Source organism: Faecalicatena orotica (assembly GCF_003149245.1).
Taxonomy (GTDB): domain Bacteria; phylum Bacillota; class Clostridia; order Lachnospirales; family Lachnospiraceae; genus Faecalicatena_A; species Faecalicatena_A orotica.
This window is the reverse complement of the sequence record NZ_QGDL01000003.1, coordinates 140,533-154,525: the sequence shown is the minus strand read 5'-3', so window position 1 is coordinate 154,525 and position 13,993 is coordinate 140,533. Positions and strand designations below refer to the sequence as shown.

Annotated in this window: 9 protein-coding genes; 7 read left to right on the top strand and 2 right to left on the bottom strand. The window is 48.4% G+C overall.

All coding sequences use genetic code 11. The features are described 5' to 3' along the window. The first annotated feature begins 38 nt into the window (after positions 1-38). The 4 genes from A8806_RS06480 to A8806_RS06465 all read left to right on the top strand — a co-directional run bounded on the left by A8806_RS06480 (position 39) and on the right by A8806_RS06465 (position 3,089). Positions 39-839 (top strand): YlmH family RNA-binding protein, encoded by an 801-nt coding sequence (locus A8806_RS06480; protein ID WP_109730374.1) that lies wholly within the window; start codon positions 39-41, stop codon positions 837-839. A gap of 11 nt (positions 840-850) precedes the next feature. Beyond that, positions 851-1,375 (top strand): signal peptidase II, encoded by a 525-nt coding sequence (gene lspA / locus A8806_RS06475; protein WP_109730373.1) that lies wholly within the window; start codon positions 851-853, stop codon positions 1,373-1,375. 1 nt (position 1,376) lies between these two features. Next, positions 1,377-2,285 (top strand): RluA family pseudouridine synthase, encoded by a 909-nt coding sequence (locus tag A8806_RS06470; protein WP_109730372.1) that lies wholly within the window; start codon positions 1,377-1,379, stop codon positions 2,283-2,285. Positions 2,286-2,441: 156 nt separating this feature from the next. After that, positions 2,442-3,089 carry a cytidylate kinase-like family protein gene (locus A8806_RS06465; RefSeq protein WP_109730371.1) on the top strand — a complete coding sequence of 216 codons (648 nt, stop codon included), beginning with the start codon at positions 2,442-2,444 and terminating at the stop codon, positions 3,087-3,089. A 94-nt stretch (positions 3,090-3,183) separates the two neighbouring features. On the opposite strand, the gene A8806_RS06460 is transcribed toward A8806_RS06465, so the two are convergent. After that, a complete protein-coding gene (locus A8806_RS06460; protein ID WP_109730370.1) occupies positions 3,184-3,918 on the bottom strand; it encodes a tRNA lysidine(34) synthetase in 735 nt (244 codons plus the stop codon). 293 nt (positions 3,919-4,211) lie between these two features. Here A8806_RS06460 and A8806_RS06455 point away from each other — a divergent pair, with 293 nt between their 5' ends. From A8806_RS06455 to A8806_RS06445, 3 genes are read left to right on the top strand one after another with little or no spacing between them, the layout of a single operon-like run. After that, positions 4,212-5,054, top strand: a complete 843-nt coding sequence (locus A8806_RS06455) for a hypothetical protein (protein WP_109730369.1) — start codon at positions 4,212-4,214, stop codon at positions 5,052-5,054. A gap of 40 nt (positions 5,055-5,094) precedes the next feature. Further along, a complete protein-coding gene (locus A8806_RS06450) occupies positions 5,095-7,140 on the top strand; it encodes a methyl-accepting chemotaxis protein (protein WP_109730368.1) in 2,046 nt (681 codons plus the stop codon). A 10-nt stretch (positions 7,141-7,150) separates the two neighbouring features. Further along, positions 7,151-11,449: a DEAD/DEAH box helicase gene (locus tag A8806_RS06445; RefSeq protein ID WP_109730367.1), complete on the top strand. Its 4,299-nt coding sequence runs from the start codon at positions 7,151-7,153 to the stop codon at positions 11,447-11,449. A gap of 23 nt (positions 11,450-11,472) precedes the next feature. Here the strand turns inward: A8806_RS06445 and A8806_RS06440 are convergent, their stop codons facing one another. After that, positions 11,473-13,725 carry an ATP-binding cassette domain-containing protein gene (locus tag A8806_RS06440; RefSeq protein ID WP_109730366.1) on the bottom strand — a complete coding sequence of 751 codons (2,253 nt, stop codon included), beginning with the start codon at positions 13,723-13,725 and terminating at the stop codon, positions 11,473-11,475. Positions 13,726-13,993: the final 268 nt, after the last annotated feature.

Below are 13,993 nucleotides of genomic sequence, written 5' to 3'. Positions count from 1 at the left end.
TCATAAGCAGTTACTAAGAGGAAGCAGTTTATTCTGATATGTTAAAAGAAGAGCAGTTATTGGAAAAAAGGCTGATTGAGCTGTCAAAGACAGCATATCACCGTGACATCATTACATATTCGGATTTTCTGAATCTGAATGAATTGAATATACTACATTCCCTTCCGAAAGACCAACTATATACAAGGTATATCACTTTCGGCGGATATGAATTAGCAGAGCGTCAGATGGCAGCATTTATACCTGATGCTCTTTATTTGCGTGGGGCATCCGATTCCGGGGAAGAACAGGCGGTGCTGGCGGACAGTTGTAATTTTCCGTTCTGTGTGCTTTCCATTGAACCGCTGCATAATAAATATGCGGAGGAACTGACACACCGGGATTATCTGGGGGCAATCCTGAATCTGGGGATTGAACGCTCAAAACTGGGAGATATTATAATAGACGGAAAGCAGGCTTACATTTTCATACAGTCTGCCTTATGCGTTTTTCTAAAGGATGAGCTTACCCGGGTGCGCCATACAGGCGTGCTTTTAAAGGAGGTTACTTTAGAGGACTGTCATTACTCACCCCGCTATGAGGAACTGAAAGGCACGGTTGCATCTGTCAGGCTGGACAGCCTGCTGGCACTGGCGTTTTCTTCTTCAAGGACAAAACTGACCGGACTCATCGAAGGGGCGAAAGTATTCGTAAACGGACGCCTGATGACAACAAACAGCTATCAGGTAAGAGAGGGAGATATCATTTCCGTCAGGGGCATGGGAAAGTTCCGGTATATCGGAACTTTATCGCGCACGAAGAAGAACCGGATTTTTGTAACGATCCATAAATATATATAAAAGGAAGAGCCATGAGAGATAAAAATACGAAATTAACTCAAAGCTATCTGCTTGCAATTTTCAGCTGTATCCTTCTTGTCGTGCTGGATCAGCTTACGAAGTGGCTGGCAGTCACACATCTGAAGGACCAGCCCCCGTTCGTCATCTGGCAGGGGGTATTCAGACTGGAATATCTGGAAAACCGCGGTGCCGCTTTCGGCATTATGCAGGACAGGCAGATACTGTTTGCTGCCGGGGCCGTCATCATCGTTGCCCTGATCGGCTTTTTATACGGCAGAATGCCACATACAGGCAGATACTATATCCTGCGCATCTGTTCCGTTTTAATCTGTGCAGGTGCCTTCGGCAACCTCATAGACCGCATGCGGCTGAACTATGTGGTAGATTTTTTCTATTTTGAGCTCATTGATTTCCCGATTTTTAATGTTGCGGACTGCTATGTAGTCGTATCATGCATTTTATTTGCAGTCTCTATCCTGTTCTACTATAAAGAAGATGAGTTAAAGTGTTTTTCATTAAGAAAGGGACAGAACTAAGATGGAAGAATTGAACTTTACGGCAGAAGTCCCCGGAAGCAGGATCGACAGGTTCCTCTCCGACGAAATGCCCGATGTCTCCCGCTCCCACATCCAGAAGCTGATTAAGGAGCATCTTGTTACCGTAAATGGAAATCAGGTCAAATCCAATTATAAAGTCAATACCGGGGATGCTGTTTCAGTTTCCCTGCCGGATCCGGAAGTACCTGACATTGTACCGGAAGATATCCCTCTGGACATTCTGTATGAAGATGATGATATTCTGATCGTCAACAAGCCGAAGGGAATGGTCGTGCACCCTGCACCGGGCCATTACAGCCAGACGCTTGTAAATGCGGTTATGTTTCACTGCAAGGACAACCTTTCCGGTATCAACGGCGTATCCAGACCCGGGATCGTACACCGGATCGACATGGATACCACCGGCTCTCTGATCATCTGTAAAAACGACCTGGCCCACCAGTCTCTGGCTAAACAGCTGAAAGATCACAGTATTACAAGAAAATACCACGCCATCGTACACGGAAACTTAAAAGAAGATACAGGTACTGTCAACGCCCCCATAGGGCGTCACCCGGTCAGCCGGAAGAAGATGAGTACCCATGCGCCAAATGGCCGGCCGGCTGTAACGCATTATAAAGTACTGGAACGGTTCGGAGCCTACACATATATCGAGTGCCAGCTGGAAACCGGACGCACCCACCAGATCCGCGTGCATATGGCCAGCATTGGCCACCCGATCCTCGGGGACGCGGTATATGGTCCCGTCAAATGCCCGTTCAAACTGGAAGGGCAGACCCTCCATGCCAAAGTACTCGGAATTAAACATCCCCGCACAGGAGAATACATGGAATTTGATGCCCCCCTGCCCGCCTACTTTGAAGAACTCCTCCGGAAATTGCGTCAATAAGCCCGTACTATAGCATATACGTTCGCCATTAACTGGTGAATTTGCACAATAAACAGGATTTTTCTTGTAAATTTCTGCACCATCTTGTATAATACTAATAAGGTTATCCGAAAACGGATGGCAACGCCTGGTTTGACGCAAAGGAGAGTGACTTATATGAAAACAAACACAATTATTACAATCGGCAGACAGTATGGCAGCGCAGGGCGCGAGATCGGCTACAAAGTAGCAGAGTATTTTGGAATCAAGCTTTATGATAAAGAGATGCTTGCAAGAGCTGCAAAAGAGAGCGGGATTTGTGAAGAGATTTTTGAATCCCACGATGAGAAACCAACGAACAGTTTCCTGTATTCTCTAGTAATGGATACGTATTCAATGGGTTATCCGGGGAATACATATTCCGATATGCCCATCAATCATAAGGTTTTTCTTGCACAGTTTGATGCAATTAAGAAGATTGCTGACGAAGGACCGTGTATTCTGGTCGGACGCTGTGCAGACTACGCACTGGAATCTTATGAGAATGTAGTCAGTGTATTCATCCATGCAGATTTGGATGCACGTATCCGCCGTATCGCAAGGCTTTATGACCTTACGGATGCCAAGGCGAAAGATATGATCATTAAGACAGACAAGAAGCGTGCAAGCTACTATAACTATTATACGAATAAAAAGTGGTCCGATTCCGAGAGCTACGAACTGTGCTTAAGCAGTTCCGAACTTGGGATCGAAGGTACAGCGAAGGCAATCGAACAGTATATTGCATTGAAGCAGGATATTACTGCAGCAGATAAGAAGCTATAGTCTGTGACAGTCCGGATCTGTATAAGCACAGGGCAGGGAATGAAGTGAACCTTTCATTCCCTGCCCTTATGTTTCTGTTCCCGGTATTTTCATTTTATCTTATATGTGGGATTCTTTCCGGCCATCCCTTGATATTCCCGTTTAAGACTGCATGAAACATTCTTTCCCTGGCTCCCGGGTGCTCCTCATTCAGCTGCTTTACGAGTTCTTTGGCATACTGCCGCTTCGTATAACCATCCACCGGGCATTTACTCTTCACAACCGGCAGGTCATATTTATTCTTAAACCCGATCACGTCTTTCTCGTCAATAAACATAATAGGACGAATCACAGTCAGGTCCATGCGGTCCAGATATGTTTTCGGAGAAAAGGAATGGAAACGTCCCTCAAAGATCAGCGAGAGCAGCATCGTTTCTATGATATCATCTTTATGGTGTGCATATGCCACCTTGTTGCATCCCATTTCCTTAACAGCATCATTTAGTGCCCCTTTCCTCATCTTTGCGCACAATGAACATGGATTCGCCTCCTTGCGCACATCAAAGAGTATATGGTATATCTCGGACTTTACGATCCGGTAAGGAATCCCAAGTTCTTTGCACAAATCCTGTATCGGGCTCAGGTCAAAATTTTCAAAACCTAAGTCCACGGTCACTGCACTGAGTTCAAAGTGCTTCGGATAGAACCGCTTCAGACCATGCAGGGCATAGAGCAGGGTCAGGCTGTCCTTGCCGCCGGATATCCCGACCGCGATATGGTCCCCTTCCTGAATCATGTCATATTCATCAACGGCTTTTCTTGTAAAGCTTAGTAATCTCTGTAACTGCATCGTTATAATCCTCTTTCTTATGTATTGGAGCGTGTTAGATAAATCCTGTACGACTTTTCTATTATAAATTCCCTGCCAGCGAAATACAATACTTATTTTGCATAAGTGCGGGCATCTTCCGCCTATCTGGTCTAAATGATAACTCTATGATCTCATTTACATATGATTATACTGACAAAAAGATACAAAAGAAAACTGTTTTGGGGCCTGTGCCGGCCGATTATTGTATGCTATAATGAATCTATTATACTGCATGAATCAGGATGGATTTTCAGGAAAGGGGGAAGATAAATATGCATCGAAAACAAAAATGGCTGGCCGCAGGAATTGCTGTGTTTGCCTTGCTGGCAGCCGCAGGCATCTTAATATGGCAGCATACTCACAGGGGGGCTGAAACTACCGGAACAAATAAGAATCTTGTCATGTATGTTCCTTTCGGCGACAATTCCCATGTTATGGTGGATCAGGACACGGGCAGTGTCTTTTGTGTAACGATGCCCGAGGATATCTATGATACCGATGGGAGCCGGATTACGGAATCAGACTTGAAAAAAGGGGACCTGCTGACCATTTACGGGAACGGCATCATGCTGGAATCTTATCCGGGCCAGTACCCGGGTGTCACGAAGATAGAAGTGACAAAACGGGGGAAGCCTTCCGATGCCGACCAGTATCAGAACATCGTGGACCAGATCTATCAGGAGCCGGATCCATCTGAAAGGCCGCATCTTGGTATCGAATATAGGACAGACACCATGAATGTTTACACCTATATAACGGAGGGCGGCTTTCAATGGACGTATACAGATGAGAACGGGCAGACCCAGTCTGTTACAACGGATTCTGCATTTATCCTCAGTTGGAAGAATATAGCCGACATGACGCTGGATCCGGAACACGGTACAGACCTGACATTATGTTTTTCAGCAGAGCCGGAGAGTATCACGGCCGAGAGATGGCCGTCCGGACTTATGGATACCTATCAGGACGGTGACGAGGTTCCCGGCAGTGAAACGGTAACCGTTACAAAAGACAGCGAAGGATTTGTGATAAAAGATGCCCTCTCCGGGTATGTATACCGCATCACAGGCACATGGGAGAACGGAACTGTGGAATACGGTTTCCTGACAAAATAAGTGTGCTCACTATACAAAAAAGAAGAAGAGGTTCATAAATATGTCCAGTCACAGAAAATCAAAAAAAATACCTGCGAAGAAGACAGCCGGGAAGCATAGCAGCATCAGCCGGAAAATCAGCTGGAGTCTGCTTGCTGTTCTTGTACCGGCACTGGTTGGTATGATCACCATTGCCGGCCTCATGGCTTCAGGCTCCATATCAGGCTTAAATACTAAGCTGATAGACGCACAGACTGATTATGCCGTTTCTGTTGTCGATGATTTCTTCAGCGGAAAGATTTCCATAGTCAGCCTTTATGAAAATGACAGTATTTTCGGCAAATATTTTCATGCAGTTTCAACCCCCGATGATATCGGAAACTATGAATATCTAAGTGATGTTACACAGGAATTGAACAATATTATGGCGGCAACTGAGGACGAGCAGGTGCTCCAGGCATGGATCGCCGATGAAAGAACAGACTGTTACGTCATCCCTTCCGGCGAATACGGAAAGGCCGGTTTAGATGACCTGGAATGGTATCATCTGGCCCTGGCGGAAAAGAAAACAGCAATCTCCAACCCTTATGTTGACGGAATAACAGGAAAAACCGTTGTTACGATCGTAACACCTGTATATTATAATTCTGAAATAGCAGGCTTCATGGGTCTGGATGTAACACTGGACAGCCTAAGTGAACTGATATCCGGTATCCATGTCGGGGAACATGGATATATGGAACTGATTTCAAATAATGATGTATATGTATACAGCAATGACCCTGCAGCTGTAAATAAAAATGTAGACGGGCTTGACATCACGGATGAATATAAACAAAAGGTAAAGGAAAACTATAATGGTAACTACAATTTCACTTACCAGGGTATCCGGTACACCTCTGTGTTCAGAGACAGCAAAACAACAGACTGGCTGGCTATTGCCACACTGCCGGTTTCCGAGATGAATGCGACACGCAACCACCTCATATCTATTCTTGCTGTTCTGGCCATTGTAGTGCTTGCACTGCTGGTGTTTATCATCATTACCATTATCCGGAGGATTACAAAACCTTTATCGGAGATCAGTGGAGGAATGCAGGCGTTTGCCAAAGGCAATCTGAATGTGGAGCTTAAGACCATGCGCAATGATGAGATCGGACTTCTGGCGGACAGCACCCGGTCTGCAATCCGTTCATTAAAAGAGATGATTCAGGATATTTCCTACATACTCGGGGAGATTTCACGCGGAAATCTGGATGTTGCTGTGAAGGGGAATTATGTCGGAGATTTTCAGGATATCAGGAATGCCCTCGAGCAAATTATTGAATCTCTAAATACAACTCTGAAACAGATCAGGGGAGCTGCCGAACAGGTATCAGTTGGTTCTGAACAGGTTTCCGACGGTGCCCAGTCACTTGCCCAGGGCGCTTCTGAACAGGCTGGGACGGTGGAAGAACTCGCGGCTAGTATACATGAGATATCCCGCAAGGTCAGTTCAAATGCCGATCATTCAGATACCGCCAGCAAAAAGGCGGCCGCTGTTGGAATGGAAGCCGTGGAGAGTGACCGGCGGATGCAGGAGATGCTCAAAGCAATGAAGGAGATTCAGGAGAGTTCACACAAGATAGGAAGCATCCTGAAAGTCATCGAAGATATCGCTTTCCAGACAAATATTCTTTCTCTAAACGCTGCTGTCGAAGCTGCCAGGGCGGGTGATGCTGGAAAAGGATTCTCCGTAGTGGCCGGAGAGGTCAGAAATCTGGCTGCCAAGAGTTCTGAGGCAGCAAAAACTACAGGCACGCTGATTGACAGTTCTCTGGATATCGTGGAAAACGGTGTACAGATAGCAGACGAAACAGCCATGTCCCTTCAGAATGTCAAAGAAGGGGCCGGGGAAGTTGCAGAAGCACTGGCTGAAATCACCAGAGCTTCCAGTGAACAGGCAGATTCTGTCGAACATATCACACGGGCAATTTCCCAGATCTCTAACGTCATACAGGGGAATTCCGCTACTGCAGAGGAAAGTGCCGCTGCCAGCGAAGAACTTTCCGCCCAGGCGGTCCTTCTGGAAGAATTGATTGCAAAATTCGAAATGCAGGATAATTGAGGTAGTAAAGATGAAAAAAGACAGTAAGTGCAGTATGGAATTATTTTCTCCGCCGACTGCCTCCTGGTTTCAGGGGCGATTCGGCAGCCCAACAAAAGTCCAGCAGGAAGCATGGCCTGCCATAGCATCCGGCAGGCCGGTCCTGATCAGTGCACCGACAGGGACAGGGAAGACGTTATCTGCATTTCTTGTATTTATTGACCGCATGCAGGATCTTGCCTCGAAAGATGAACTGAAGAATGAATTGTATCTGATCTATGTATCCCCCTTAAAGTCTCTGGCCGGAGATATCCGTGAGAATCTGAATACTCCACTGGATGGTATCACTAACACGCCGGGCGGGGAGGGCTCAGGGAAGATACGTGTTGGAATACGGACAGGCGATACGCCCCAGAAAGACCGTCAGCGGATGATCAAGCATCCGCCCCATATCCTGATCATCACTCCGGAGTCTCTGTTCCTCATGCTGACAAGCAGGACCGGGAGAAACGTCCTTCGGACGGCAAAAGCCCTGATTATTGATGAGCTCCACGCATTGATTGACACAAAACGCGGGGCCCATTTGATGCTTTCCGCCGCCAGACTGGACCATCTCTGCAAAGTGCCCCTCCAAAGAATCGGTCTCTCGGCAACCATAGAGCCTCTTCAAACCGCGGCTTCCTATTTATCTACAGAGCCGGCTGATATCATTTCCCCTTCCATGCGCAAGGAGGTCCTGATTGAAGTGGACGGCCTCACCCCTTCTGCCGGCCGGAAGAAAGATCCTGTCTGGGAAGAGCTTGCCGGAAAGGTTTATGATCGATGCCTGCAGTGCAGAAGCGTTATCGCATTTTCAGAAGGGCGGAGGTATGCGGAAAAACTGGCATACTATGTGAATCAGCTGGCTGGAGAAGATTTTGCACGCGTACACCACGGCAGCATGTCAAAAGAACAGCGCCGTGAGGCAGAGGATGCCCTGCGAAGCGGTACGCTGCGCCTTTTGTGCGCCACCTCATCTATGGAACTCGGAATCGATGTAGGAGATATTGACCAGGTCCTCCAGATCGGCTGTCCCCGTACCATCTCCAGCACCATGCAGCGTCTCGGGAGAGCTGGGCACAGTCCGGGCCGGGTCAGTGTGATGTACATGTACCCGCGTACGTCACCCGAGACGCTCTTCTGCGGCATGACGGCCCAGATTGCAAGGGAGGGCGGTGTGGAGCAGGCCAGGCCGCCAAGGCTCTGTCTGGATGTTCTCGCCCAGCATCTGGTTTCTATGGCGGCAGTCTCTGATACAGACGTCGGCAAGACGAAGGACTCCGAAACGACTGGGAAGACCCCTGCGGGCACCGCCTATACAGTGGATGAGGTGATGGATATCCTTGCGCGCACCTATTCTTTCAGGGAAGTGACAAGGCAGGATGTCATATCCATCCTGAAAATGCTGGCAGGAGATTATGAACATAAACGGGAGATCCCGGTTCGCCCGAGGATCCTGTATGACAGGCTGCATGACCGTGTCTTCGCCGATTCGTACAGCAGAATGCTTTCCGTAGCTGCAGGCGGTACAATTCCCGACAAGGGATTATATACGGCTAAGACCGAGGATGGAGTCAAGGTGGGAGAACTGGATGAGGAGTTCGTCTACGAATCCCAGCGCGGGGACCGTTTTATTCTGGGTGCGTTTGCATGGAAGATCGTGAGTCTGGATAAAGATACCGTGGTTGTGACCCAGACAAAAGCGGAAGGGGCACGGCTGCCATTCTGGAAAGGGGAACTCAAGGGAAGGGATTTAAAGACCAGTCTGTCCTTCGGCCGGATTATGCGGACTCTTTCTGACGCAGATAAGCGTGGGACATTGAAGGATGAGCTCAAGCATCTCGGGATGGATGAAGCGGCACAGGAAAATACCGCAGGATTTCTGGAAAGACAGCGTAAAGCCGCAGGGGTACTGCCGGATGACCGCACCATCGTCATCGAACATTTTAAAGATTCAACAGGCAGTCATCAGGCAATGATACATGCACTGTTTGGAAGACGCATCAATGCCCCGCTTTCACTTCTTATGCAGGATGCGGTCCGAAAGTCTCTGGGATGCAATATCGGCTGTGTAGATGAGGAAGACGGCATTCTTCTGTACTCTTACGGGGAGGAAGCTGTGCCTGAAGATATTCTTTTTTCCATCGATCCGGATACTGTCAGAGAAATACTTCGCACGATACTGCCTGTCACACCGGTATTTAACATGACTTTCCGTTATAATGCTGCAAGGGCACTGATGATGGGGATGCGGCAAAACGGCAGGCAGCCCTTGTGGATGCAGAGACTTAGAAGTACAGAGATGCTTGAGACACTGGTCCGGGAGCCTGACCACCCCCTGATACGAGAAACCACGAGGGAATGTCTGGAAGACCAATGGGATATAAGCGGACTTCTGGAGGTCTTAAACGGGATCCGAAGCGGCCGGATCGCAGTACGGGAATTATATCTGGATCTGCCTTCCCCCATGTCCCTGCCAATGCAGTGGCGCGTGGAAGCGGCCGAGATGTATGAATATACTCCCACAACACCGGGGATCCGCCAGGCTGTATATGACGAGCTGAACGAGATGGAAAAACTGAAGCCTTCCGCTGAGGAACTGAAGCGTGTCCGGGAAAGGAAAAAAGTACCTGCAAGCGCGGAAGAACTCCATACGCTCCTGATGATTGAAGGCGATATTTCTGCACCGGAACTAGGTAAGCTGTATGAAACTCTCAGTCATTCCGGCATTTCAGCCACCGTCACCGCAGAAGTATCAGGCTGGCTGGAAGAGCTGGCTGCACGGGGGCTGGCAGAATATATCGAGCCCGGACTCTGGATCGCAGCCGAACAGAACAAGGAATATGCCAAAGCCATGACAGATCAAGACCCGGAATCCGGCACCCACATGATACGGCGGCTGCTTTATTACCGTGGCCCGTTCTCCGCAGAACAGATTCAGAAACGCTACATTCCGGACCAGGCTGATTGTATAGACAATTGGCTGGAAATGCTGTGTGCACACGGGGAAATCGTAGAAGCGGAAGGGCTTTATTATCATGCAAAGCTTTACGACCGGGCAAGAAAAGCAACCCTGCGTAATCTCCGCACAGAGGCCGTGACACAGCCCCCTGCACATTATGCAGCCCTGATGGCCGACCGGGTCAGGATCAACGCACCTTCCACAGACCAGTTAAAGCAGACCGCGGAAATGTTCTGCGGACAGTCTCTTCCCGCAGCATACTGGGAGAGTATCGTGTTTCCGAGGAGAGTCCATGAATACCGGGAGGGGCTTTTAGATAAGCTTCTCACAGAAGGGGATTATTTCTGGAAAATGTCTCCCGATAAAACCCTTTCTTTCTGCCGGTACGAGGACATTGACTGGGAGGATCCGCAGACAGATGAAGATTCCGTCAGCCACAGGACATTGGAAGAGGAAGAAGAAATTGTCTACCGGGAATTACGGCGCCGCGGTGCAAGTTTCCTGAAAGCATTGTCAAAACTTCCGGTAACAGGAGATATCCGCGATCTTCTCATCCATCTCGCCGAGAAGGGGCTTGTAAGTGCCGACAGTTTCGTCCCAGTAAGGCAGTGGCTCAATCAGGACAAACTTAAAAAGGCTGGCCCCAGAGCGCGGGTCAATGCAAGGATCGCCGCACTCTCCGCAGGACGATGGGATATCATCCGGCCCCGGAAAAAAGAAAGCATGGAAGAACTGCTGGAATCATTCTTTCAGGAAAATATCGTCCTGTGCAGGGAAACCTTCCGGCGTTCACTCCTCCAGCGCCAGAATATGGTGCAGACAGCCGGAGGACGCCCCGCAGACTGGGGCAATGCACTGGAACTGCTGCGGATATGGGAGATTACCGGCCGTGTCCGCAGAGGATATTTCATAAAAGGGCTGACAGGGGCACAGTTTATAAGAAAAGAGGACTATGAAGGGACTATCCGGGCACTCGGGCGTCCCGGTGAAGAGATCATCTGGCTGAATGCCGCGGACCCAGTTCAGATATGGGGGAAGGTCCTGGAACACAGGGAGGGCTGCTCCTTTCTGAATATACCGGGAACCGCAGTCGCCCTGCATGGAGGAATACCAGTCATGGTACTGGAACGGCAGGGAAAGGTGCTCAGGGTCTTTGATACAAAAGATGCCGGACAGGTACTAAAAGAGTTCGTCTATACTTTCAGGACGAAAGCCATCTTTCCCGAAAAGAACCGAATCACTGTCCGGGAATATCCCGATGAAATGAAAGATGTACTAATTAATGCAGGTTTCAGCCGGGAGATTATGAATTATGTGCTTTACCGTTAGGATTTTCCAGCAGAGGCAGTGATTTACTCCAAAGATTTTCTCAGGTATCTGGCTGTGATCGTATCCGCGTTATCAGCCATTTCCTGAGGGGTGCCGGTAAATACGACCTCTCCCCCGTTTGTTCCGCCGTCAGGACCTATATCAATGATATAATCTGCCTGCTTCATTACATCCAGATTATGCTCTATTACAATGACTGTATTTCCCCGCCTTACAAAACCATCTAAAAGTTTCATGATATTTTTAACATCTGAAGCATGCAGGCCTGTGGTGGGCTCATCAAGCAGGTAGATATTTCCCTTCTTATCCAGATACTTTGCAAGCTTTACCCGCTGCCTTTCACCACCGGAGAGGGTGGAAAGCGGCTGTCCGAGTGTCAGATAGGAGAGACCTGCATCGATCATTGTCTGAAGCTGCTTATGGATTTTTTTGCTGTCACTGAAGAATTCTGCCGCTTCTTCCGCTGTCATGTTTAAGATATCAATCATGTTCTTCCCTTTATATCTGTAGGATAAGGCTTCATCACTATACCGGCTGCCATCGCAGGCTTCACATACGGTAGTCACCGGATCCATAAACACCAGCTCCGTAATGACAACACCCCTTCCCTTGCAGGCCGGGCAGGCGCCCCTGCTGTTGAAAGAGAAGAGGGAAGCCTCCACACCGTTTTCATCTGCAAGCAGCTTGCGTATATGATCGAAAAAGCCCAAAAATGTAGCTGGAGTAGATCGCCCGGTAGCAGTAATCGGAGACTGGTCTACAAGTACCACCCGGTCTTCATATTCCCGGGCAAAAACATCACGGATCAGGCTGGATTTACCCGAACCTGCTACCCCTGTCACAACAGTCAGCACATTTGTCGGAATATCCACGGATACATTTTTCAGATTATGAAGGGCCGCCCCGCGCACGGGCAGAAAATGCTCCGCCTTCCTCGGGTACTCTTTAACCGGAATATATTCTTTCATGGCATTTCCCGTAAGGGTGCCAGAATCTAAAAGTCCTTCATAACTCCCCTGGTACAGAATCCGGCCTCCATTGCGGCCTGCCATGGGACCGACATCGATCACCTCGTCTGCAATCGATATGACGTCTTTGTCATGCTCCACTACAAGGACCGTATTTCCTTTACTGCGCAGGCTCTTTAGCAGCCCGGTCATACGGTGCACGTCTCTCGGGTGCATTCCCGTACTGGGCTCATCAAAGATATAGATCATATTCGTGAGGGAACTCCCCATATAACGCACCAGTTTCAGACGTTGTGCCTCACCACCTGATAAAGTCGTAGACTCCCGGTTCATGCTCAGATACGGAAGCCCGATCTCGATCATGCGCTCCAGGGACGCCGTCAGGCTGCCTGTGATTGCTTCTCCCCGCGGGTCTCTGACCTCACTCAGGACAGAATATAGCCTGGTGAATTCCATCTCACACATCTCATCAATACTGTACCCGTTTACCCGGCAGGAGAGTGCTGCTTCATTCAGACGCTTCCCACGGCATACAGGGCATTCCCGTTCTTTCACCAGCTTATTCAGGCGCATCAGGGAGCGGTCGCTGGATGATGATAAATCACGCTTAATGAGCAGCCGGTTCAGGTGATTGTAGATTCCTTCTATTTTCTTGTTTACCTGCTTCCCGCCGCGTTCATAAGCTCCGTATAACAGAAGATTCTTTTCCCTCTCTGAATAATCCGCCCACTTTTTATCAAGATCAAAAAGACCTGTCTGTGTATACTGTTTCCAATACCAGTTATTGACACTGAAAGCCGGAAGCTGCACCATACCTTCATTCCAGCTTTTATCCTGCGCCAGCACCTGGTCCATGTCCAGATCCAGAATCTTACCGATACCCGAGCATTCCGGACACATTCCGTTCGGATCATTAAAGGAAAAGTAAGATGCAGTTCCCACATAAGGCTTCCCAATGCGTGAGTACAGCAGCCGCATTGCGGAATACATATCACTGATGGTCCCCACAGTAGAACGAGCATTGCCACCCAGCCTTGACTGGTCAATGATGACAGAAGCGGAAAGATTATCTATAAAATCGACCCTTGGTTTCTTATATTTCGGAAGCCTCCCCCTGATGAATGCGGAATAGGTTTCGTTCATCTGACGCTGGCTTTCCGCAGCGATCGTATCAAATACGATACTCGATTTTCCGGAGCCTGAAACACCTGTAAAAACTATGATTTTTCCTTTCGGAATCTCTAAAGATACATTTTTTAGATTATTTTGCTTTAACCCTTTGATGATAATGTGATCCTGATAAGACATGTTATTCCCTTCTTTCTGTAAATTGTAGTTCATTATAGCAGTACATAGAAAAAATAACCTGACTTTCTCTGCTTTCTCAGGTCAGGAGCGTGAAGACTCCCGCCGGACTGCTATGTTCAGGATACACCCTCCCCCAGTGGGAGAGTCAAGTTACCATCACGTAAATTTCCCAGTACTGTTAAGAATTTATTGTTCAGGGAATTGCAAAGGGGAGGGGAGATATGAGATAATATACGATACAACAGCAATATTCGAATAAATGTGCCGG

What these genes read in the sequence shown, in the direction of transcription:
- A8806_RS06480 (WP_109730374.1), top strand. Translation starts at nt 39, where the DNA reads ATGTTAAAAGAAGAGCAGTTATTGGAAAAAAGGCTGATTGAGCTGTCA.
- A8806_RS06440 (WP_109730366.1), bottom strand. Translation starts at nt 13,725, where the DNA reads ATGTCTTATCAGGATCACATTATCATCAAAGGGTTAAAGCAAAATAAT.
- A8806_RS06465 (WP_109730371.1), top strand. Translation starts at nt 2,442, where the DNA reads ATGAAAACAAACACAATTATTACAATCGGCAGACAGTATGGCAGCGCA.
- A8806_RS06445 (WP_109730367.1), top strand. Translation starts at nt 7,151, where the DNA reads ATGAAAAAAGACAGTAAGTGCAGTATGGAATTATTTTCTCCGCCGACT.
- A8806_RS06460 (WP_109730370.1), bottom strand. Translation starts at nt 3,918, where the DNA reads ATGCAGTTACAGAGATTACTAAGCTTTACAAGAAAAGCCGTTGATGAA.
- A8806_RS06450 (WP_109730368.1), top strand. Translation starts at nt 5,095, where the DNA reads ATGTCCAGTCACAGAAAATCAAAAAAAATACCTGCGAAGAAGACAGCC.
- A8806_RS06455 (WP_109730369.1), top strand. Translation starts at nt 4,212, where the DNA reads ATGCATCGAAAACAAAAATGGCTGGCCGCAGGAATTGCTGTGTTTGCC.
- A8806_RS06470 (WP_109730372.1), top strand. Translation starts at nt 1,377, where the DNA reads ATGGAAGAATTGAACTTTACGGCAGAAGTCCCCGGAAGCAGGATCGAC.
- lspA (WP_109730373.1), top strand. Translation starts at nt 851, where the DNA reads ATGAGAGATAAAAATACGAAATTAACTCAAAGCTATCTGCTTGCAATT.